The sequence below is a fragment of the Chryseobacterium indologenes genome (genome assembly GCA_016025055.1).
In the GTDB taxonomy this organism is placed as follows: domain Bacteria; phylum Bacteroidota; class Bacteroidia; order Flavobacteriales; family Weeksellaceae; genus Chryseobacterium; species Chryseobacterium indologenes.
The window spans coordinates 3,771,672-3,795,655 of sequence record CP065590.1; the positions used below are offsets into that span (position 1 = coordinate 3,771,672).

Here is a 23,984-nt window from a genome sequence, read left to right on the forward strand (position 1 = left end):
TTTTTTAAATACGAATTAGCCTAATGGCCCCACTAATAACAAGAATTCAATAGGAGTGTTTTTTAGCCGGTTTACTTAGTAAAATATTATCCATAAGCTTTAGCCGGGAATTATGATGAATATTCTGTTATAAAGTTTTCAGCAGCTTATCTGACACTTAATATCAGCTTAAGTGTTTTAAGCTTTGTGACTAAATAGATTTTCTACCACAGAGTATACGAATGATTGCATAGGTATCGATGTTATTTGCAATATTCGCGTTTTAAATCAAAAACAAAAAAAATCCTGATGAAAATATCACCGGGATTTTATAGGGTATTCTTTAAAGTTTTCCATACAACATCCAGCTCCATGTGACCGGTTAAGGTCCTTCGAAGTACATTTAAGCGTTGAAATAAAGATTCTTAAAGAATAGAAAAAAGTATAGTAATGAGGAAAAAACCTCAGGTATTGTGTTTTATAATTTTTTGAGAACTTATCAAAAGATTACTTGTCAATTGATCCCAAAACTTTTTGGGCAAAAGAGTTTAAAGCATCCTTCTCACTCATCCCGTTTTGTACGTTAGCGTGAACTTCTAAAGCTCCGCAGATGTTTGTGATCAATTCTCCTGCTACGTTCAGATCCTCCTCACTTGTTCCTCTGAATTCACTGAAACTTTCCAGTACTTCTAAGGTTTTCTCAAGATTTTCAGGTGTCTGATTTTGATAAAACTGTCTGATTACGGGTAATTTCATTATGCTAATTCATTAAAAAGGTTAATTAAACTTTCTGCCTGATTAGACTGAACCTGGTTTACCAATTCACCGTTTTTGAAAATGGCGAAAGTCGGAAGGTTGTCTACTTTTGCTAATTTTCTGCTCTCAGGAAGCTTTTCAGCATCTACATATAAAAAAGGAATTGCTTCGTTTTCAGATGCCAGTTTTTTGAATTTAGGCTTCATGATTCTGCAGTTTCCGCACCATGTAGCTCCGTATTGAACAACTACTTTTTCGTTGTCATTTACGATATTCTGTAATGTATCTTCGGTTAATTCTGTGTACATAGGATAAATTTTAAGAATTGAAATTTAACAATGTAACAATTGAATAGTATCAATGTACCAATAAAAATATCTACTGTTACAATGATGCTTTGTTACATTGTTAAATTACTAGATTGTTAAGTTGAATTAGTTCTTAGCTAAGTATTCTGCAGTAGAAGTTCTGTCAGCTTTCATAGCATCTTTTCCTTCTTCCCAGTTTGCTGGACATACTTCACCGTGCTTCTGAACGTGAGTGTAAGCGTCAATTAGTCTTAAGAATTCTTTTACATTTCTTCCTAATGGCATATCGTTTACCGCTTCGTGGAAAATTTTTCCGGTCTCATCGATAAGGTAAGTAGCTCTGTAAGTCACGTTAGAACCTGTGAAAATCTCTTCTCCTTCTTCGTTGTATTCGAAATCCTGATCTACAATTCCTAAAGTGTTTGCCAATTGTCTGTGAGTATCCGCTAAAAGTGGGTAAGTTACTCCTTCGATACCTCCATTGTCTTTTGGAGTGTTCAGCCATGCGAAGTGTACTTCGTTGGTATCACAAGATGCACCGATTACTTTAGTATTTCTTTTTTCGAACTCACCTAAAGCCTCCTGGAATGCATGAAGCTCAGTAGGGCAAACGAAAGTGAAATCTTTTGGATACCAGAATAAAAGAACTTTTTGCTGGTTGTTTACTGCTTCATCAAGGATGTTGATTCTTAAATCGTCACCCATTTCAGACATCGCGTCAATTGTTAAATTCGGGAATTTTTTTCCTACTAAAGACATAATTTTCTGTTTTTATATTTAAATTTCTGATGCAAATATAGAAAGATTTATCTATCGATCAAATGAATATTGATAAATAAAATCTATAATTGTTTTTGATGTGTTGTTAAATAAAAAGCCCTGAATTCAGGGCTTTTTGCTTATTTTTAATAACCGAATATTTCGGTGAGATTCAATTTTTGACTTCACCTAATTTCTGTATATCAGCTTCGTTTACTTTATCTTGCGCTGCCACTACACAATATGTGAAGTTTTTGTTCTTCATTTCTTTTTCATGGAAGGTATTGATCTCTGCAAACGATAGTTTAGGAGCCTGCTCGTATACATTTTTTCTTATATCAAAATCATTCCCAAGCTTTTGAGACTTCAGGTAAGAAAAGATAATTCCATCCTGGGTAATTCTTTCAGACGCGATTGATTTTTTCAATCCGCTTTTTGCTGTTTCAAATAACTGTTCTGATTTTGGAAGTGTTGTTAAAAGCTCATTCATCGCTGCTGTAGATTCATTGAATTTATCAGCCTGCGTACCTACATAAGCCATAATCATATCTTTGTCTGTTTTCTTGCTCGGAAGGGCAAAATAAGAATAAGTGGAGTAGGCCAGTGCCTTAGATTCTCTGATCGTCTGGAATACAATAGAGCCCATTCCGCCACCAAAGTAATTATTGAATAGACTTACAGTTGGAGTAATTCCAGCATTATAAGGGTCAGAGTTTCTTACCCAGAATACTTCAGCCTGTACCATATCGTAATGTGCAAACAATACTTTGTTTTTGTCCGTTGGGATCTGAGTAAATGTTTTTGTTTTCGGAAGCTCTTTCAGGGTTGCCGGTAACTTGTGAATAGGCTTTAAGGCGGCCGTTACATCGTTTCCTGTTTTCGGACCGTAATACAGTACTTTATGTTTGAAATTGAACAAATCATGAAGGATATTCACTAGGTCTTCTGCTTTTAAGGCATCCAGTTCAGCATCACTTAAAACATTGTTAAAAGGATTCTGGGGACCATATTGTGCATAGCTTCTAAGACCTGCCATGATACTGCCTTTATTTTGTTTGGCATTAGCTCTGGATTTTTTGATCCTCGCTTTGTAGGCATCAAGAGCAGCCTGATCGGCCTGGCAATTTTTGATAAGGTCTTCAAACAAGCTGATGGTCTTATCAAAATTTTCATTTAAGCCTTCCAGCGATACGTAGGTTTCTTCGTTTCCTGCACTCACATTGAAGCTTGAAGCAAGCTTATAAAATTCTTTACTGATGATTTCTGAAGACTTATCCTTTGTTCCCAGGTACTGAAGATATTCAGTGGCTAAAGGAAGCATTTTATTATTCCACTTTCCGGAATCAAAATAATAATACATTCTGAAGAGTGCGTTATCTGTATTTTTTACAGACAGTACATCTACATCGCCTAATTTATTTTTAGCAATATCTTTATCATAATTGAGCCAGACCGGTGAGATAGGGTTTTCAGGCATTTCGTCGATTTTCTTCAGGAAAGATGATTGATCTTCTCTGTTAACGGAAACCGGCGTGATAGTGGGTTTGTCAACTTTTACAATGCTCTTGTCTTCGCCTTTTCTTTTATAAACCGCTACATAATTGTTATCCTTAAGATATTTGGAAGCAAAATCCATGATATCTTTTTTAGTCAGTTTTGAAATTTCTTCCACATATTCCAGGTTGGTCTTGTGATCCACCTCGGAAGTGAATTCATCCATTAATATCCCTGCTCTGGAAGAATATTTTTCATTATCCTGAATAATCTTTTTTCGCTCATTATTAACAATAGACTGGATAAGGTCGTCAGAAAAATCTCCTTTTCTTAATTTGTCAATCTCCTGTAAAAGTAAGGTTTTAACCTGATCCAAAGATTGTCCTTCCGTAGGATTTCCCTGCAATAACAAAACGGAATAATCTTTTAAAACATAAGGGAAGGCGTATGCTGCCAGTAATTTTTGTTTTTTAACCAAATCAAGATCGATCAACCCTGCCTGACCATTGGTAAGCATGCTTCCTACAAGATTGAGAAGTCTGGCATCCTTCGTTGTAGCACCGGGGAATCTGAATCCTATGGTGATATTTTCAGGGGTGGGGCCATAGACTTCTTTGGTAACCGGACTTGTAATTGCGTTTTCCTGGCCGACATTATAAGCAGGGATAGCTTTAGGTTTCATATAAGAAAAAGCCTTGTCGATCTTTGCAATCATTTCATCAGGATTGAAATCTCCGGACATGATAATTCCCATATTATTAGGAACATAGTAATTGTTGAAATATTCTCTGATTGCTTTTAAAGAAGGGTTTTTCAAATGCTCAACCGTACCGATCGTGGTCTGTTTTCCGTAATTGTTATTAGGGAAAATAGCTGCAAACATGGCTTCGTATACTTTTCTTGGATCGTTATCAAGGCCTCTGTTTTTTTCTTCGTACACGGCCTCCAATTCCGTATGGAAAAGTCTTAATACAGGTTCTCTGAATCTTTCCGCCTGTACTGCAAGGAATTTATCCGTAACATTGGCAGGGATATCTTCCGTGTATACCGTTTGTTCAAAAGATGTGAAAGCATTGGTTCCATCTGCGCCCATACCAGACAGCATTTTGTCATATTCATTGGCAATGGCGTATTTGGCAGCTTCACCGGAAACTTTGTCTATTTCCTTGTAGATCTCTTTTCTTTTATTTTCGTCTTTCGTCTGATTGTACTTTTCGTAAAGAGCATCAATCTGGTCCAGAAGGGGCTTTTCTTTTGCCCAGTCTTTAGATCCGAACTGGTTGGTCCCTTTAAAAAGCATATGCTCAAGATAGTGGGCAAGTCCGGTGTGATCAGCAGGATCAGTTTTGCTTCCTGCCTTTGTGGCAATATAGGTCTGTATCCTTGGATCCTTGTTCGTCGGGCTTAGAATAACGGTTAGCCCGTTTTTTAAGGTGTAATATCTGGCTGAAGTAGGGTCGTTGGTCACATACTTATATTTGTAACCGTTAGCAGTAGCTTCTTTCCATTGGAAGTCCTGCCCGTGAGCATGGCCGATGAAACTTGCAGCGGCTATGCTGGTAGCAATTGTTAGTTTTTTTAACAGGTTCATTGTTTGTTGTGTTTTATTTTCTGATTATTGGTTAAACTGTTTCAGCAGGGTTTTGATACGTCTCATCGCTTCTCGTAGCTCTTCTTCGGACGCTGCATAGGAGAATCTGATACATTCAGGACTTCCGAAGGAGAAACCTCCTACGCATCCTACATGAGCATTTTCTAAAAGAAACATCGCAAAGTCATCCGAATTTTTAATTTCAGTACCATTCAGTGTTTTTCCGATGTAATAGGAGATATCAGGGAAGAAGTAGAACGCTGCTTTAGGAAGCAACACTTTGAATCCAGGGATTTCCTGAATCAATTCATATACAAGGTCTCTTCTTTGTTTGAAGGCGTCGATCATATATTTATACTCTGCCGGATCGGTTTTTAAAGCCGTAATAGAAGCTCTCTGAGCTACGGTATTAGCACCGCTGGTCATCTGTCCCTGTACTTTTTCGCAGGCTTTTGCCAGCCATTCAGGACATGCAGAATATCCGATTCTCCATCCTGTCATTGCGAAAGCCTTTGACATTCCGTTGATGACAGCAGTCTGTTCATAGACTTCAGGGAATTGGGCAATCGATGTGGTTTTTGTTTCATAGTTGATAAATTCATAGATTTCATCAGAGATGATGGTCACCTGAGGATATTTAGCAATGACTTTAGCAATGGATTTCAATTCGTCATATGTATAATAACCTCCGGACGGGTTGCAGGGTGAGCTGAATAATATTGCTTTGGTTTTATCCGTGATCGCTTCTTCCAGTTGTTCTGCCGTTATTTTGAAATCAGTAACATAAGAAGTAGGAAGCATTACAGAATTTCCGCCCATCATTTTTACCATTTCGTCGTAGCTTACCCAATACGGGGCAGGAAGAAGAACTTCATCCCCATCATTGATGATAGCTGCCAGTACATTTAAAATAGCCTGTTTGGCACCATTTGAAACACAGATTTGAGTAGGTTTGTACTCCAGATCATTATCTCTTTTCAATTTGTAAGCAATGGCCTCACGCAGTTCAAGGAATCCGGGAACAGGAGAATAGTGGCTGTAATTTTGGTTGATCGCATCGAAAGCTGCCTGTTTGATATTGTCCGGAACGTCAAAATCCGGTTCGCCAAGAGTCAGGCTGATGACATCTATTCCGCTGGCTTTCATTTCTCTGGCCTTGTTTGACATTACAAAAGTTTGTGAGTATCCTAATCTTTTTACTCTATCTGAAAGTTTATCCATGTTTTTTTTTCAATTTTAACAAATATATAATAAAAACGCCTTGCGGAGGTAATAAAAGTAGGTAGAGTTTAAAGATTTTTATCAGGTTTTTATGCAATTAAGAGATGGTAGTGCTTACAGAAATTACAATTGATTTTGACTTTTTTTAACATAAGGTGAATGTAAACTGGTATTCTTTCCGGGAGATGAATAGTATGTATTGAAAATTTACATTAGATTATATCAAAAGTATAGTGCTTTTACATCGGGTGGTTTTGTATCTTTAAACCATCTAAGACTCAGCTTATGAAATATTCCTTATTTTTATTATTCATTCCCTATATTCTATTTTCCCAGAAGCTCACGAAAGATGACGAAGTGAAGCAATATGTGTCGCAGGTCAATGAAGATTCGCTGAAGTCATACATTGGTCAGCTGGTGAATTTTCAGACCAGGCATACTTTAAGTTCGGTAACTGATCCCAACCAAGGTATAGGAGCAGCTAGGAATTGGGTTATTAAAAAATTTAAAGACTATGCAAAAAAATCAGGAGGCAGAATGGAGGTGTATCTTCAACAGGAAGACCTTCAGCCGGACGGGAAACGTATTGACAAAGCCGTTAACCTGGGAAATGCTGTTGCTTTTCTTAAAGGAAAAGATCCTGATGATAATAGAATTTTTCTGATTGGGGCACACCTGGATTCAAGAGTAACAGATGTGATGAACAGAACTTCCGTTGCCCCGGGAGCAAATGATGATGGGAGCGGTGTAAGTGCTGTTATAGAAGCTGCAAGAATATTGAGTGCCTCTTCATTCCCTGCTTCCATTATCTTCGTAGCATTCTCGGGTGAAGAACAATCGCTGCTTGGTTCTAAAATGCTGGCAGAAAAAATTAAAAAAGAAAATGTACAGCTCGAAGCCGTGCTGAACAATGATATGATCGGCAACCCGAAATCCGGAGAAACAGGAGAAACGAATACCCGTACGCTTCGTGTCTTCAGCGAAGGTCTGCCTTACAAAGATCTTGATCAGAAAGCGATGGCAATCAGAAACCTCGGTTTTGAAAACGACAGTGAATCCAGACAACTGGCACGGTATATCAAAGAGATTTCAGAACAATATGTCAAAGACCTTGAAGTAAAGCTTATTTACAGAAACGACCGGTTTTTGCGTGGGGGAGACCATTCCAGTTTTGTCAATAACGGTTTTCCTTCTGTGAGACTTACCGAATATTATGAAAACTATGATCATCAGCATCAGGATATCAGAATAGAACATGGTAAACAGTTTGGGGATCTGCCTGAATTTATTGATTTTAAATACCTTAAAAAAAATGTGGCCGCCAATATTGCAGTGCTTGCCAATCTTGCAAAATCCACTTCAAAACCAGAGCAGGTAGAAATGGATGTGAAGCAGCTGACCAATTCTACAACGCTTCACTGGCAAAAGCCCAAGTCAGGAGTACCCTCAGGGTATTATGTGCTGGCGCGTGAAACAGATAGCCCGGTATGGCAAAAAGAATATGGACAAAAGAGCTTTCGATCAGGATTCCGCTTTCGAAAGATAACTATATTTTTGCAGTACAAGCGGTCAGTCAGTCAGGGAATCTGAGCGTACCAGTGATTCCCGGTATTGCAAAATAATGAAGGCTTCGGTCTTCCACTGGAAAAGTAGATTTGAATACAAGAGAAATAAAACTTATTTTTGCGCTTTATAATAATTCACATGTCTACATCGTTACTATTAAAATACTTTCCGGATCTTACTGAAAAACAGCTGGAACAGTTCTCAAAACTGGAGGAACTGTACAATGAATGGAATGAAAAAATCAACGTTATCTCCAGAAAAGATATGGAATCGTTGTATGAAAAACATATTTTACATTCATTGGGAGTTGCGAAAGTAATGGCTTTTGCTCCGGGAACCAAAGTCTTGGATATCGGGACCGGTGGTGGTTTTCCGGGAATTCCATTAGCGATTTTATTCCCTGACACTGAATTTACTTTAATAGATTCCATCGGGAAAAAAATTAGTGTCGTAAAAGCTGTGGCGGAAGGGGTAGGACTTACCAATGTGACTGCTATTCATGGAAGAGCAGAGAAGCTGAAAGAGAAATTCCATTTTATCGTCAGCAGAGCGGTGACCCAGATGCCGGAATTTTTAAGATGGCTGAAAGGGAAGTTCGAAAAAGAACAATTTAATCCGAAACATAATGGGATTTTATATTTAAAGGGCGGAGACCTTGCGGAAGAGCTTGCCGGACTAAAATGTGAAATTTTCAGCCTCAAAAACTATTTTGATGAAGAATTCTTTGATACAAAAAAAGTAGTTTATTTATCAAAAGGTAATTTTAATTCCTAAATTTGCATCAGTAAGGAATAATTTTTGCTAAATAATGGTTAATAATCAGAAAATTATAGGTTATGAAAAAGCTTTTAAATATTGGGTTTTCCATAGTGTTGTTTGGAGGATTTTTAGTTTCGTGTAAATCTGATGATTATGGTACCGTGCAATCCATCGGCAAAGTCAAAATAGACAGTGTAAAGCTGGTGAATGATACGATGAATGTTTTAGGAATACAGCATATAAAAACCTATTCTTCCTATCAGTCTCAGTGCCAGGGTTTCTATGGCTATGATTATGTATACGGTGCCAATTTTGACAGAACCGTTACTGCCTATAAATATATTACCAATGAGCCTTGTACACAAGCTAATTATGTAGGGGTCAACCAGATTAATTTTAATCCTCAGAAAAGGGGAACCTATACTCTGAAATTCTGGAATGGTGGTGACAATTGGATTACGAAAACAATTGTGGTAGAATAATGAAAACGGTTTTTGCCTGTTGTTTACTGGTCACAAATATTCTGTTCGGACAGAAGATCATCTGGAAAGAAGATCAAAAACTGACTTGGGAAAATTTTAAAAGCCCCATCAACAGAAAAAACAATGTTGATATAGCTGCCTATACCAATTGTGGCTGGGAGTATTCGGTGGTGAAGTCTTCCAATCCGAAATCACCGGTTACTTTTGAAATAAAAGCCATTTTCACCGAAAATAAATCCTGGAAGGATGTGAAAAAAATCAGTGACTATATTCTGGTGCATGAACAGAAGCATTTTGATATTGCAGAACTGTTTGTAAGAAAATTCAGAAAAGCAGTGGCTGAAAAGATTAAAACTTCCGGAGATTATGATAAATTTTTTAAAACAATTTACACCGGGATAAACAGCGATTATAAAAACTTTCAGATGTCTTATGACCGCGATACCCGACATGGGATGGATAAAGAAAAACAGGCAGAATATAATGCGGTTATTTCCGAAGAATTAGAAAACCTAAAAAGTTACAAAGCCCCTTGAAATTTCTCAACAAGATCATTCACGAATTACTAGCGCAAAACCCTGATCTTTCTGCGTTTAATATTGTCCTGCCCGGAAAACGTCCTATCGTATTTATCAGGGGAGATTCTGGAAGAAAACAATTACTCGGGGTTTCTTCCGAACTTTTTTACGGTAGAGGAGCTGATCAATACCATTGCTGATAAACAGCCTATACAGGGGATTCCGTTGTGGCTTTTTTCTTTTGATGTCTACAGGAGCCTTAATCTTATTCCACGGGATGATTTTTCCGATTTTTTAAAGTGGTTTCCGACCTTACAGAAAGACTGGGACGATATCCTGAAATTTTCAGACAGTGATATTGCTGTTTTGCAGTATATGTTTGATGAGGAGAGAATCAAAGAATGGGCACAGGATTTAGGGGAAGAAGATGACGATGTTCCTCGGAAAAAGTTTCTTAATTTCTGGCAGAATATGAATGTTTTTCTACCGGCCTTAAAGGAAAAATTACAGGAGAGAAATCTGGCCACCTCAGGAATGATTCATGAAACGGCTAAAGCGAAGATCACTGAATTTGCTAAAAATACATCTGAACAATTTGTATTCTGTGGCTTCAACGCCTTTACACCTGTTGAAGAAAAACTGGTAAGAAGTCTGTTGCAGTGGAATAAAGCCCAGTGCTTCTTCCAGGCAGACCGTTATTATTTTGATGACGAGAGACAGGAAGCGGGAAAATTCCTCAGAAATCATAAAACATGGAAAGAATTTGATGATAACAGGGCTTTTCAGTGGATAGAAGATGATTTTAGCCAGCCTAAGAAAATCAAAGTTTACGAAGTTTCCGGAAATGTCACACAAACCAAGGTCTTACCGGAGATTTTTAAAGAAATTGATAATAAAACTTATTCCAATACCGCAGTAGTATTGTTGGATGAAAACCTGCTGCCTGCCAGTCTGGATGTGATGCATGGGGTGGAAAATTTAAATATCACAATGGGATTCCCATTGAAAAACCTCTCTTTTTCCAATGCCGTAAAGCGATTGTTTTACTTACAGAAACAACTGGAAAAAAACAAGTCATCGTACTACTACAGAGATGTTTTTCCTATTCTGGAAGAGCTTCCGAAATCTGCTGAAGATGAGCTCATCATTAATAATTTTAAAACCAAAGTAGAGGAGAGGAATATTGTGTATATCTCTAAAAAACTTCTGCAAGAACTGCTGGGTGATCTGTCGTATTTCAGACTTCTGCAGAAAGCAGAGAATACCGGTATCTATCTGGATGTACTCATCACATTTTGCCAGGACGTAAAATGGCTTGAAATAGACGATATCCAATACGAGAATATATCTCACTTTGAGAATGCTTTCAGGATTATTAAAAATCAGCTTACACCATACAATATTGACATCAGAATGGAGACCTTGGAAATTCTGATCAATCAGCATATTAATTCCGAAAGTATAGATTTTCAGGGTGAACCCTTGCGGGGCTTACAGATTATGGGATTGCTTGAAACACGTCTGCTGAATTTTGAAAATGTGATTCTGCTTTCCGTGAATGAAGGAAAGCTGCCGTTAGGAAACTCACAAAACACATATATACCTTTTGATATCCGGAGATTTTTTGATCTGCATACCTTTCTTGAAAATGACAGCATTTACGCCTATCACTTTTACAGGCTCATCCAGGATGCGAAGAATGTCCATTTGTTGTATAATGCTTTAAGCTCAGGAGTGAATACCGGAGAAAAAAGCAGGTTTGTTACCCAGATTGAAATGGAGAGTTCTCATGAAATCGAACATCTGATTATTGAAAATTCATCTGAGCCGATTGTAAGTAAACCTATCGAAATTTCCAAAACAAAAATTGTACAGGAGAGGCTTCTGAAATGGAAAGAGAAAGTGTCTGCTTCCCACCTTACCAGTTACCTCTATAATCCTATCGATTTTTACCTGTCAAAGATTCTGAACACTTCCGAGACGGATGAAATAGAAGAGGAACTTTCAGTAAAGAACTATGGAAATCTTGTTCATTATACCCTTCAAGAAGTGTATGAGGTGATTAAAGGTAAAGTTTTAAAAGAAAGTGATTTAAGAGATCTGATTAAAGCGATAGATCAATATGTAGATATTGCTATTGAAAAGCTTAAGCATCAACCGGAGTTTTATGAAAAAGGGATGAACTACATCCATAAAGCGATTGCTAAAAAAGTGATTGAAAATGTCCTTAATCACGATCTGGAATTGGTGAAACAGGGAAATAAACTCGAGATTATCGATATAGAAAGAAGGTTCGAAAATATTGATTTTTATCTTGGAGAAAATGATAAAGTATCTTTTCTGGGATTTATCGACCGGATAGATAAGCTCAACGGAACCTTAAGGATTATTGATTATAAAACGGCCAGGATCAAAAACCTCAATGTAAAAATTGATGATGATAATGTAGAAGAATACTTTCATAACGGTGAAAGAAAACAGGCTCTTCAGCTTTGTATTTATCATTATGTAGTACAACATCTACCGGAATTCTGGGGCTTTCCGATTGAAACGGGAATATGGAGTTTCGCGGATGCCAGAAAGGGAATGGTTCCCCTGCAGTTTGATAAAGGAGACATCAATGATGCAATGAGGTCTGTAAAAAGCCTTATTCTTGAGATTCTAAATCCTGAGATCAATTTTGTGGAAACAATCAAATCATATTAAAATTATTCATACCCTATCCGTATTCATACTTTTTGTCAATATTCCAAGTGGGTAACCAGGTGTGGCTTTTATTAACTTCTTCCGGCAGCAGGAAAATAAAATGCGTTTTTTCTTGATTATTAAGGCATAATCGTATATTTACTGTAAAATTTTTACTTTATAAACTGGCTTGCCTCATGAAAAAGCTTCTGATCTTCTTAGCTATAGTTTTCTCTTTTACCATCCAATCTCAGCAAAGAAACGATTCCCTGACTATCGCACTCCAAAATGTGACCAAAGACACCAAGTTTGGCCTTGCGTTGAGTGGAGGGGGTGCCAAAGGCTTTGCGCATATCGGTATTTTAAAAATGATTGATTCCCTGGGAATTAAGGTAGATTATATCACCGGAACAAGTATGGGGGGAATATTAGGGGGATTGTATGCTATGGGATATAATGCCGATCAGCTTAAACAAACAGTTTATAAAGTTGACTGGAACAGGATTCTCAGTAATAAAGTTCCTTACAGCAAAGTCAATATCAGTGAAAAAGACGAGTATGACAAATATATTCTGGAATTTCCCGTCGTAAAGGGAATACCAACGCTTCCCAGTTCTTACATCGAGGGACAATATATGGGAGAGGTGTTGAACACGCTTACCTTTAATGCAAAACATATCAATGATTTCAGTAAGCTACGTATTCCTGTTGAGCTCACCTCTTCCGATATTGAAAACGGTGGATTGATTATGCAGAAAAAGGCTCTTTACCGCTGGCGATCCGTGCTACATTAGCAATACCGGCAGCCTTTGCTCCTGTTTATATCGATGGAAAACTCCTGGTAGACGGAGGGTTAGATCGGAACTTTCCGGCCCATGAAGTGCAGCAGATGGGTGCCGATTTTGTGATCGGAGGCTACACCGGTTTCAGACTTTTTACCAAGAAGGAGATGGAAAATCCAATGAAAATGATTTACCAGACCCATGCCATCCGCTCTGTGGAGGATTTTAAACATCAAAAAGCTTTATCAGACATTATGGTGGATTTTGTAGACCCTCTGGGGGATATTACAACGAAAGATTTTGCCAAATACAGAAGAATCATCAAGATCGGAGAACAAGAGGCAAAGAAACACCTTCCTGAGTTCATAGCGTTGGCTGAAGCCCAGCGTAAATTGGGAATTACCTACGATCATACAATGATTGAAGAAGTAAAGCTACCCACTACAAAATTTACCTTTAATGAAGAAGATGGAAGCCCTATCAAAGATGCTGCTGAAGTTGAGGTGATCAAAGGGCAACTGGAACTTGTGGAAGGGAAGTATTATGATGTGAAAACTGTAAATGCAGCCATTGACAGAGTATTCGGGATGCGCCAGTATGAAAAAGTATATTATACGTACACCAACGTCAATGATGAGCTTACCATGAATATTTTTGTGAAAAGAGCAAAAAAAGGAGCCTTTAAACTTGCCCTTCACTATGATACGGAACAATCTGTCGGGATTATTGTCAACTATACCTACAGGAATATTTTGCTGAACAGATCCAGATTTTTGGCAACGGTGGATATTTCGGAGCGTTTTAAAGCAAGAGTTGCATACCAGCAGTTCTTAGGCACCGGAGACCGTTGGTGGTTTGATATTGAAGCAAAAATGATTCACCTGAAGAGTAATGACTTAACATTTAGATTTCTCGATGTCAACGGAGAAGACGGCAGTGCCAGATTTCCCAACCACATCTACCGAAATATAACAGGGAAAATTGCATTGAATTATAACATTAATCCTAATGCTTTCCTTTCTCTCGGAACAGAATTCAGTGTTGAGAGGATGTATAGTTTACTGGATAAGGTAGATCAGGCAAAATCAGATACTTACAACAAAAAGCTTTATAATCACAGTAATTTCAATACGTTTTTAAAATTTGAACAGAATAATCTGAACAAAAGATATTTTTCGTCCAGAGGAAATCATCTTCAGGTAAGTACAAGGTTTTATTACGGAGATCAGTATCAATTGTATGATCTGGAAAAAGTACAGCCTCAGTTATATCCGATCCTGAATCCTAAAGATCCGGATTATTATCAACCTAAACACCTGGTTTCATTTACGCTTAATGAAAATTATGCTCATCCGATAACCAGAAGGCTGGCTGCAAAAATCAACCTGTTTCTGGGGGCCAATTTCGGTTCCGGGAAAGACGAAACACCTTACCTGTTTTTGAATCAGAAATATAATCTTGGCGGAAGCGAATATAACTATGATTTACTAAATCCGGAGTTTAACGGGCTTCGTCAAAAAGAGCTTCCTGTAACCTCTGTCGCTAAAGCAGGAGTGTCTTTCCAATACAGAATTATGAAAAGGCTTTATCTTACCCCTTCTTTGCAGTATAGTGTAGTAAGTGATGACCTTTCCCCGTTTAAAAATAACTTTAATATCTTGGGGTATGGTGCTAATCTGGGGTATGAATCTTTATTAGGACCTATCAGCATGAATATATCCCGGAATGATTTCCTTAACTTCTGGAGGATATATTTTAGTGTCGGATTTAAATTTTAACCAAGAAGGGAAGTTTAAAGCAGGAAGTTTTAAAAGATAAGCAAAGGATGGATGATAGTGTCAGTTACAGGAAGATTAATTCGGAAACAGGTCTGGAGTAGGAAAGCCGGAAAAAGGGAAGTCTTTCAAAGTAGGAGAATATCTTAATTGAAATAATGAGTAAAAATGACTTCCCGATGTTTTTTTTCTGATAGCGACTGCCGGCCTCCAGCCCATGTTCATTTATTTCCTGGGAATTTCCGGTCGTGGCATTTTATAATAGCTTCCGGACATACTTTTTAAAAATGCGACAATGGCATCCGTTTCCTGCTCATTCAGGTGTAAAGGTTTCATCAGCGGATCGGTTACCGGAAAGTTGGGATCCGCCTTTTTTTCTTCAGGAGCAGGATTGATCATCTGCATGCCGCTGTTGTACAAATTGACAATACCATGCATATCATCCATCAACCCGTTGTGCATCCATGGTGCGGTATACATAAGGTCTCTGAGAGAAGGGGTTTTGAATTTCCCGACATCCTTAGAGTTTTTTGTTATATGATACAATCCAAGGTCTTCATATTCACGCTTATAATAGGTAAGTCCGATATTGTGGAAGGATTCATCGCTAAGATACTTCCCGTAATGGCAATTCATACATCTTGCTTTGGTACGGAATAAGTGCATCCCATAAATTTCTTTGTCACTCATTGCTTTATAATCTCCTCCGATAAATTTATCCAGCTTGCTGGGCTGGCTTCGAATAGTTCTTTGAAAGGTAGCTAATGCACTGGCGATTTTGTCGAATGTAATCTTATTGGTGTGGTACACGTCTTTAAAAAGCTGTCTGTATTCCTTAATTTTTGACAGTTTTCCGCCTAGCTTTTCCGGTTTCATATTCATTTCATTGTGGGCAGAGATCGGGCCTATTAGCTGTTCTTCAAGGGTTTTGGATCTGCCGTCCCAGAAGAATGATTTTCTTTCTGCGATATTGTAAAGAGACTGTGTATTTCTTTTCCCCTGCAGATGGTCATTTCCCAAAGCAACTTCCTGTCCGTCACTCCAGCCCAGTTCAGGATTATGGCAACTGCTACAGGAAATCTGACTTGATGAGGATAATTTAGGGTCAAAAAACAGCTTTTTTCCCAGCATTACTTCAGGAAGCTCCTGGGTATCATAGTAATTGGAGTCCCAATCTATAGCTTCAAATTCTTTCCAGCTGATACCGGAGTCTATTGAAGGTTCAGGCCAGTATTTTATTGGCTTTTTATACTGTTCCACTACTTCTCCATAATCAACACTGTATTTTTGTATGGTGTGTTGCATGAAAAAAAGACTGATGACTCCGAGTAGTAATAGTAATTTAAGATCTGAAAATTTCATGTTTTTTAATTTAAAAAATGCCTCCTATGGTGGCTGAAAACAGCATATTACTGCTATTGTTAAAGTTGCTGTACATCATTTTTCCTCCTACATACGCATTCTTTATAACCGGAAAGTTGAAATGAAAATTAATGTCAAGCTTAGCCTGCCAAAAGTCTGATGACTGATAGTGATAATTTTCCTGCAGCATCTGATTAATGGATGCTTTACCGGAATTATTAAAAACCGCATTTTTCTTATATACATCCGTTACAGAAACACCAAGAGAAACCGAAAGAGCAAGATTGCTGTCAAAGGTCTTCAGCCATTGGTAGTCTGCGCCATACATAAGTTTATTGAGGGCAATACTTGAATACGGATTGTTGTACTTTTCATTTTCCCGTATAAAGCCTACAAAAGGCAATAAAGATGATTTTACATGAGCGTTTTCCATCTGGAGAAGTCCTTTAAAAATCCCGTTCGTTATCTGGTGGTTGTATCTTTCTACAGAGCCTATCCGGATATAATTCCTTGAATTTTCATTTAAAAAAGATTCTCGGTTCCCTTTCTTTCAGTATGGCTTCCATCCAGAAAAAGGCCCCAGGATATCTTATTTTGCTTAAAAAATTTTCCTGCTGAAAAAGTAAGCTGCTGTTCATTAATTTTTGACGCATTCAGATCCGCATACTCGGTAAGAAGTTTGTCGAGACTGAATTTTCTGATTCCGGCTGAAAGATACCAGTTTCTGTTTTCGGCTTCAAATAACTGGAGCTCAGCTCCGTATGACCAGCCTTCATAATAGGCCTGCCGAAGCTTTCCGGAAAGCAATTCATTATAATTGCCCAATCCGCTCATATTGTATATCATCGGGAAGCCTTGATTGCTGACAAAGCTCAGGTAGTGCTTCTGCGTATATTTTTCTGCATTCAGGGAAGCTCCGACCTTAAATTTTTGAAACACCAAAGCATTGGCTCCCAAAGCTAGGGAGAAACTGGCCGTTGTATTTTTAGGCCTTGGATCCACATCACGATAGCTTAGACTCGCCTTGTAGTTCCCGGTAATCCCAACGGTGAAAGAGTGTAATGCCTTTGAATATCCTCCTGAAAATATATAATTCTCAAACCTAAGATCACCTCCCACACTGTCTGCGGCTACGTAAGGGTAGATGAGGTCATAATCGGCATTCTCATTCCATATTACCCTTTTATTTTTACCTTGAGAATAGGATGCATGACCCCAAACTACTGTTTCAGGATTTAGAATTTGCAGGGTACGGGCCTCCGCACCCCACAAATTACTTCCTTTTCCTTTTTGCTGAATCTCGTTAGGCGTATCATTATTTTTTTGAAAACAGGCTGAATGTGGTGATACTGTATTTTCTGGCTCCCAGAGTGTTGGAGGGATTTACCGTAACCTTATCTTTAAACAGCCGTTCGCAGCTATATTCCTCATGTACTTTCTCAATGATGCCGTCATTGATCTGTGCATGAAGGGATGAGGTTATGAATGACAAAAGAGCAGAGACGGGTAGGAAATATTTCATTTAATTGAATAATGAAGGTTTTACACCATGCTCAAAATCTACTGTAGAATTATGGGTGTCTTTTAAGATGTTTTTGCCTTCTGCTGTTTTTCCGATCACTTTTCTGCGGACAGCTTTTCCAAAACGGTTTTTATCGCCGTCAAAAGAAGCCACGGAAGTCCAGCCCATATCCAGGGAAGGAGAGGTTACCAGCCATTGAAAAGAATCCTGTACGCTTAGGTTGACAGCGTCAGTGATCCATTCATTGGGAATTTTAACCGCAGTTCCGTCCATAGGATAGACATCACCTCCAAATGTAAGATTGTAAGTATAAGTGTATGTATTCTGGCTGATCAACGCCTCATTGGTCATTCCCTGAGGCATGCGGGCCAAAGCGTAGGCGTAATATCCCTGCGTATGAATGACCATTTTTTCAAAGACATTCATCATTTTTGGAACTAAAGGATTGTCGATATCATCAGAATCTTCCTTGAATATCTGGAAATCAGCCTGTGAAAGGTTGATGGACGACGGATTGAATTCTTTATGGTTGATCGCATCTTCAGCAATGATAATAGATTCTCCCGGTTTTACCGGATATGTCTGTCCCGTTCCCGGAATTTTGATGATTGCCCCGGCAGAAAAGGTAGTCGTCATAATATTGGGGCTGTAATCCTGTTTCTCATTCGTCATAAAACTTGATTGAATCAACAACATTCCGTCAGCGTATAAAATCTGATCTGTATTATTGGTAATTTTAAAGTATTGATCACCGAAGTACATAGCTCCCTGCGGTGTTTTTGTTCCTGTAAAAAATACTTCTTCCAGGATCAGATCCCCACTTCCCGCTTTCAATGAAATAGCCACGGTCTTAGTTTGTTCATTACCATTGACAACGACACCGGTCTGCAGACCTCCCACTTTACCTTCAATGGTTCCCGAATCATCAGAATATACAATGCTTCCTTCCACTGAAATGGTATAAGTTCCCGTAGGAAGAACAGTTTTCAATACATTGGTATTGGTAAGTTCCCGGCTGGTACTAAACCCGCTGTTCAGTTCTTTAAAGCTGATCTTAAGGTGCTTATATTCTTTAACCTGAATATTGTCGGGAGTCAGTTTAAATTCCAGTTGCAGGGTGGTTTGTGCCTGAGATTCCGGTGCGTCGGAATCAGATGAACATGCTGCAAGACTGACGACAGCACACAATACTAATAGTGTTCTTAATAAATGTTTTAACATAACGTATAAAATTTAAATTGTTATAAATTGAAATTGATTTCCATCCCGAAATAAGGATCATGAGCGCCCTTCCTGTTGATGGTAAACCCATTGATATTGTAAGGCGCATAGTAACTGAACAGCCTGTTTGCGAACATTGAAATTACAACTGCTTTATTCCGGAAGCTTTTTGTTACCTTGAGGTTAAGATTCATTTCCATAGGTCTTCTCGAGGCATTGTACAGATCATTATTCTGAGCGATGATCAATCTTTCAAGAAGAGTTCCCTTCGCGGTCTCAGGATGGAAAGGATAAATATTACCGTTGGGATCCACATAATGACTCGGTACACCGCTCATGGGATCGAGTTTTCTCATAGAATACCACGAAAACTGAAAAGAGGAAGAAAAAATCAGGTCCAGCTTTGGGATGTAAGTGTCCAGCATCAGATTGGTATTCAGAACTTCGTTTACAGAGTTGGGTTCCATTCCATCATACAGCCCGAGATAAGGATAAGGTTTTCCGTTGATAGATATATCATGACCTCTGTATACGGGAAGGCTATTTCCGTACCGGGTTTTGAACCATGCTCCGTTCAGGGTAAAACGGGTATTGATTTTCGGAATTCTGTTTGAAGAATACTGAAATTCTATTCCTTCCTTATCAATGGTACTGCCGTTTCGTTGAGCAGAATAGATGAAGTTTTCGTTAATATTCTGATAGGGAAGTGCATCGACATCCGGCGGAGAAGTTATGCTGCCATGATCAAGCCCTGATGTATCGTATTTTTTGTACTGATACACCGCATATTCGTTCATGGAACGGAATGCATTGTTCATATTTTCCTTAAAAACAGTGACTGACAACTGATGTAATCCCAGGTTGAAATCTAATCTTGCTTCAAATTTTTCATTCACGGCAGGTTCTATTTCAGGATTCTGTGGGTTGTAGATCATCGTTTTATAATTGACTCTTCTGTAATTGGGATTGTCATGAAAATAATTAAGTTGCTGAACATCTTTGTAAATAAGTTCAGGATATAAAAGATTGAGGTCAGGGAATAAACTTTGTTTACCATAACCAAGGGTCAGTGCAAGTTGTGACTTTTGATTCAGAAGGGTAAATGAAGGAAGGTTCCATTGAAGATTGACCCGCGGATCTGCATACACTTTTCCATGCATTTTGAAATAGGAAGGGATATTCATCATAGAATTACCCCGTAGTCCGAGAGCTAATGTAAGCGTATGCTTTCCTATATCTGCAGCGCTTATGGTCTCGAGGAAGGCCGCTCCAGTACTGTAAGCGGGAATATCACGATATGCTCTTGGCCTGAACGTAGATTTGGGGTCAATAGGTTTGTAGATGTCAAATAATTGCCCTTGTCCCCAGTTTTTACTCAGTTGCCAGTCAAACCCTGTATTGATCTCTGTTTTTACTGATGTAACGGTAAACCGGAAGGTATTGATCATTTTAACGAACAGATCCAAAGGTTTTCCATCCACGATATAATCAGAAATATAGCGTGCTTCCGGATAATAGCCGTCATATTCTCCTTCCGTTCTTGATAAAGGGAAAGCAGTGGCATTTTCCAGCTGGATGAATTTCGTCTGTTTTATTTTATCCAACCTTTGATTGATGGTAGCCTGAACTTCCGTTGATCTGTAAAATGAAGGCTCATTTTTGGTGTAGGTGAAAAGGTTGGAAAGACTGAAGAGGTGATTATTGACTTCATATGAATTGAGCTCTGACAAATCTATATCGGGATCAGATTTTGATCCGTCCAGAGAACCTGTGTAGCTAAGATTGGCTTGCCATCTGGAATTTCCATGATCATGTTTCTTTTCTTTAACCAAAGCAAAATTTGTTGTGATTCTCTTGTAATTTTCCAATCGGTCCCTTGGATCAGATTTAGCATTTAAATAATCAATGCCGAGGTTGATTTTCAGGTCTTTATCTTTATTTTCAAAACCCTTGTTTACTGCAAAAAGTTTACTGTAACCATCTGCTTTAAATCTTGCATTCCATCTGGTTTGTCCTGATTTATTGGTGATCTTCACAATTCCCGAAGTAAGATTTCCGTACCTTACAGAAGGAATTCCTCGAAGAATTTCTACTTTTTCGATCTGATCCGTTGAAATACTGCGCATATCTACACCGCTTGTGATGTTCAATCTCCTTTTTAAACCGGTATTGGTCTTATCTGTAAAATCATAGGTATATTGAAGGTTGGCTCCCGAATTTAAAGGCGCACCGTCAACCAGAAAGGTCGTTCCCATGGCAGACGTATTGTAATCGCTGCCGGGATTTCCTGTTTCCCGAAGGCTTATTTTATTGACCTGATTCATGACTGGGTCTGTGGATCTTCCACCCGGTAACAATTCCAGAAGGTCAGTGAAACTGGAAGGCTGTAAATGCTGCATCGCACGTTGACTGATAACAGATGATGAGGTCAATCCTTTGCTTTCTTTTGCCGTAATAATCACTTCTTCAATATTATTCACATTCTCCTTAAGGGAAAACTTAAAAGTATCAGGTTGGGTAACCTGTATCTTTCCGGAATATTGAACATTACCTTTTTACGTATTTCTATGGCATATTCTCCCGGACTAAGATGTACTGCTGCAAACCCTTTTTCATTGGAAAGGATCGAATACTTCTTCTTGCCGGACGAAAGAAAGATTTCATAATCTTTAAGGGGGCCGGAGTGGGAATCCTGTACTTCAATGAAAACAGATACGGATCTTTCCTGAGAATTAACGGTCGTCAGTGCAATAAAGAAAAATAAAAAAGTAAAAAATTGAGATCTGGAGGGAAGGTATTGAGCATGGTCTGCCATCGTGCATTATTCTTTCGGCAAAATTAGGAGCCCTGGGAATAGATATCTAATTTTATTTAGAATAATTTAAAATAGTTGATAAAAATCAGTTTAAATCTGTGTATCAAGATTGAAATATTAAATGGTGTGAAGCAGTTTTAATGTTTGTAAAATGTTCGTTATCAATGGTTTTTTTTGCCTTTCTTTGTTTTGGTTGTCGATTTATTTCCAATTTAATTTTTTAGAGTTATTTTGTGGAGCAAACCCGTAACAAAAAAGCACTCCCAGTAACGGAGTGCCCAAAATTAACTTGAAATGATTTATATGAAGATGGATTAAGGTCTAAAGTTTTACCTTTTTATTAATTGTTTTACCATTGTTTAAAATCATTTGAACTACATAAATTCCTGAGTCTAAGTTTCCTGATTCAAACTGGTCCTTATTCACTTCATGTTGGCGTACCAACACTCCTGAAATGCTGTAGATGCTAATGTTTTTAATACCGTTGGCTGCCTTTGCCTTGATCTGATGATTTTGTGCAAAAATATCTGCATTGTTTTCCGGAGACAGAGTACCCACAGCTTTATTAAACTGAAGATTATAAAACGGAGTCACCACTTCGAATGTATATGTTTGATGATCAATCGATTTCAGATCAATTCCTCCTGTTTCCAGATATTTTTCCTTTGAAATACTAGCCCGTAAATTTTTGTTCTGATCAAAAATGTTGATGGCTGAAAGCTCCTCCTGATCAATTTTTAATTTTAAAAGATCATTATTTTCGGATTGTACGATTTCTTTCTCCTCAATGACTGTCGGAGTACTTTTGATGTACGGAATCATTTTATTTTCATTGTTCTCCGTAACTTTAAGCAGATAAACTCCATCTTTCAAAGCAGATAAATTTCGGTCAACAGCAGATCTTCCGGCTGCCTTTTCTTTATTGAAATCTGTAATTTCCACTAACTGCATATTTCCAAGGTCGGGCTTAATCTGGGAAGAAGATAAAGGATTGATCTCTGAAGATACATCAGATGCTTTCTTTCCAAAAATAGATCCCGCAATCGCCCATTGATTGAGAAGGCCGCCACTCCTTAAGCTATTGAATTTTGCATTGGAAGCCAGCACAAACGGTACAATGCCTCCCACATGACCTAAAGGTCCCCAATAAAAAGCCTCGAGTTTATATTTGTTCAGATCCCACCACGGATAATATCCTCGTTGCACATCAATTGTTTTAGAAGTATTTTCCGGGGGAATAGCCAGATCAACTGTCGAATGCCCGAGAGTCATCGGGGTTTTATTGTACCAGTTGTATACATCCTTGGGTTGCAGGCATTGTCTGAACACATGATTTTGATTGTTGGTCACTTCATTGATAAAGATATTGGTAAAAAGCTTTCTCCATATGACTGGGCCCCACAACAGCCCCCCGTTATCCTGAACAACATGATAGGTATAGCGGTCCAAATATTCTGCGGAAATAACTTCTGAAATATTATTGTTGTATGTTCTGAATCCTGTATTATTACAACTATGAAGAACATTGGCCAGGAAAGCGGTAAACGGATAAATATCTTTCTCTAAGACCCCTTTTTTTAAGGTGGTTTCTGACATGTCATACGGTCCGTCGCCCATATAAGCATATTTGAATTTGAGATGGGTAGGATTCGCAGTATTCAGCATTTTGATCGTCGACATAGCAGCATGAGCCCCTTGGGAATAGCCGGTCAGGAAATATTCATCATACCTTTTTACTCCCTGCTGGGCTAAAACTTTATTGGCAGCAGTTACAAAATCAATGGTAGCACCGGCTTCAGTAGCATAATCTACATAAGGGTGAACGCCTTCTCCTGTTCCCATTCCAACATAGTCAGGAGCCATGAGAATATAACCATTGAGGACATAAGAAAGCTCAACAACGAAACCGGCAGTTAGAGCTCCCTTAAAATTGGAAGGAACGTTATTTCTGCTATCGGTTGTTCCGTGATCAGATACTACGGTCGACAGTTTATAACCTACATTGGGAAACATAAGTAAGCCGGTTGCTTTTACAAGGATATTGTTCTCATTTTTGGTGTAATAAGTTATTTTATATCCTTTTAAACCGATATTAAAACTATTCAGGTAGCTTACAAAATCCGGAGCATTTTGTTCACCCAGATTATTGGCAATAAAATTAGCTACTCCCTGTGGCGTCAGATCTAGTTTTTGTTCTGCACTTACAAGGTCTCCTGCCTGCTGTGCAAGGTAAAATGGAGCTGTAATACTTAGTAAAAAAAATGTAATTTTTCTCATATTGTCATCCTTTTGATGACTTCAAGATAATATTTTTAATGAAAGTTGAAGAATATTATCATATTAATAATTATTCACTGAATATAATTTCTCAGGAAAGTGAATAAAATAA

12 protein-coding genes and 5 pseudogenes are annotated in these 23,984 nt (G+C 38.2%); 6 read left to right on the plus strand and 11 right to left on the minus strand.

The window, feature by feature from the left end; all coding sequences use genetic code 11:
• Positions 1-486 precede the first annotated feature (486 nt).
• From H3Z85_17365 to H3Z85_17385, 5 genes and pseudogenes are all read right to left on the minus strand, one after another.
• A complete protein-coding gene (locus tag H3Z85_17365) occupies positions 487-735 on the minus strand; it encodes a hypothetical protein (protein ID QPQ51101.1) in 249 nt (82 codons plus the stop codon).
• A complete protein-coding gene (locus tag H3Z85_17370; GenBank protein QPQ51102.1) occupies positions 735-1,043 on the minus strand; it encodes a thioredoxin family protein in 309 nt (102 codons plus the stop codon). The genes H3Z85_17365 and H3Z85_17370 overlap by 1 nt, the downstream gene beginning before the upstream one ends.
• A 126-nt stretch (positions 1,044-1,169) precedes the next feature.
• Positions 1,170-1,802, minus strand: a complete 633-nt coding sequence (locus tag H3Z85_17375; GenBank protein ID QPQ51103.1) for a peroxiredoxin — start codon at positions 1,800-1,802, stop codon at positions 1,170-1,172.
• A gap of 146 nt (positions 1,803-1,948) precedes the next feature.
• A pseudogene (locus tag H3Z85_17380) lies at positions 1,949-4,887 on the minus strand (insulinase family protein).
• A 24-nt stretch (positions 4,888-4,911) separates the two neighbouring features.
• Complete coding sequence (locus H3Z85_17385) at positions 4,912-6,108, minus strand: pyridoxal phosphate-dependent aminotransferase (GenBank protein QPQ51104.1); 1,197 nt, start codon at positions 6,106-6,108, stop codon at positions 4,912-4,914.
• A 285-nt stretch (positions 6,109-6,393) separates the two neighbouring features.
• Here H3Z85_17385 and H3Z85_17390 point away from each other — a divergent pair.
• The 6 genes and pseudogenes from H3Z85_17390 (at position 6,394) to H3Z85_17415 (ending at position 14,678) form a co-directional block, all read left to right on the plus strand.
• Positions 6,394-7,730: pseudogene (locus H3Z85_17390) on the plus strand (M20/M25/M40 family metallo-hydrolase).
• 82 nt (positions 7,731-7,812) lie between these two features.
• The gene (gene rsmG, locus H3Z85_17395) at positions 7,813-8,448 is read left to right on the plus strand and encodes a 16S rRNA (guanine(527)-N(7))-methyltransferase RsmG (protein ID QPQ51105.1); all 636 of its coding nucleotides are present in this window, start codon (positions 7,813-7,815) and stop codon (positions 8,446-8,448) included.
• 62 nt (positions 8,449-8,510) lie between these two features.
• Positions 8,511-8,915: a hypothetical protein gene (locus H3Z85_17400; protein QPQ51106.1), complete on the plus strand. Its 405-nt coding sequence runs from the start codon at positions 8,511-8,513 to the stop codon at positions 8,913-8,915.
• Positions 8,915-9,451: a DUF922 domain-containing protein gene (locus H3Z85_17405; GenBank protein QPQ51107.1), complete on the plus strand. Its 537-nt coding sequence runs from the start codon at positions 8,915-8,917 to the stop codon at positions 9,449-9,451. The genes H3Z85_17400 and H3Z85_17405 overlap by 1 nt, the downstream gene beginning before the upstream one ends.
• Positions 9,448-12,139, plus strand: a pseudogene (locus H3Z85_17410) (PD-(D/E)XK nuclease family protein). The gene H3Z85_17405 and the pseudogene H3Z85_17410 overlap by 4 nt, the downstream one beginning before the upstream one ends.
• A gap of 176 nt (positions 12,140-12,315) precedes the next feature.
• Positions 12,316-14,678, plus strand: a pseudogene (locus H3Z85_17415) (patatin-like phospholipase family protein).
• A gap of 222 nt (positions 14,679-14,900) precedes the next feature.
• Here H3Z85_17415 and H3Z85_17420 read toward each other — a convergent pair.
• The 6 genes and pseudogenes from H3Z85_17420 to H3Z85_17445 form a co-directional block, all read right to left on the minus strand.
• Positions 14,901-16,037: a c-type cytochrome gene (locus H3Z85_17420; GenBank protein QPQ51108.1), complete on the minus strand. Its 1,137-nt coding sequence runs from the start codon at positions 16,035-16,037 to the stop codon at positions 14,901-14,903.
• A gap of 10 nt (positions 16,038-16,047) precedes the next feature.
• A pseudogene (locus H3Z85_17425) lies at positions 16,048-17,559 on the minus strand (hypothetical protein).
• Entirely contained in the window at positions 17,560-18,780 is a 1,221-nt protein-coding gene (locus tag H3Z85_17430; protein QPQ51109.1) for a DUF4876 domain-containing protein, read from the minus strand.
• Between the two features lie 20 nt (positions 18,781-18,800).
• Complete coding sequence (locus tag H3Z85_17435; protein ID QPQ53933.1) at positions 18,801-21,179, minus strand: TonB-dependent receptor plug domain-containing protein; 2,379 nt, start codon at positions 21,177-21,179, stop codon at positions 18,801-18,803.
• Positions 21,180-21,256: 77 nt separating this feature from the next.
• Complete coding sequence (locus tag H3Z85_17440; protein QPQ51110.1) at positions 21,257-21,595, minus strand: hypothetical protein; 339 nt, start codon at positions 21,593-21,595, stop codon at positions 21,257-21,259.
• 321 nt (positions 21,596-21,916) lie between these two features.
• The gene (locus H3Z85_17445) at positions 21,917-23,872 is read right to left on the minus strand and encodes a T9SS type A sorting domain-containing protein (GenBank protein QPQ51111.1); all 1,956 of its coding nucleotides are present in this window, start codon (positions 23,870-23,872) and stop codon (positions 21,917-21,919) included.
• Positions 23,873-23,984: the final 112 nt, after the last annotated feature.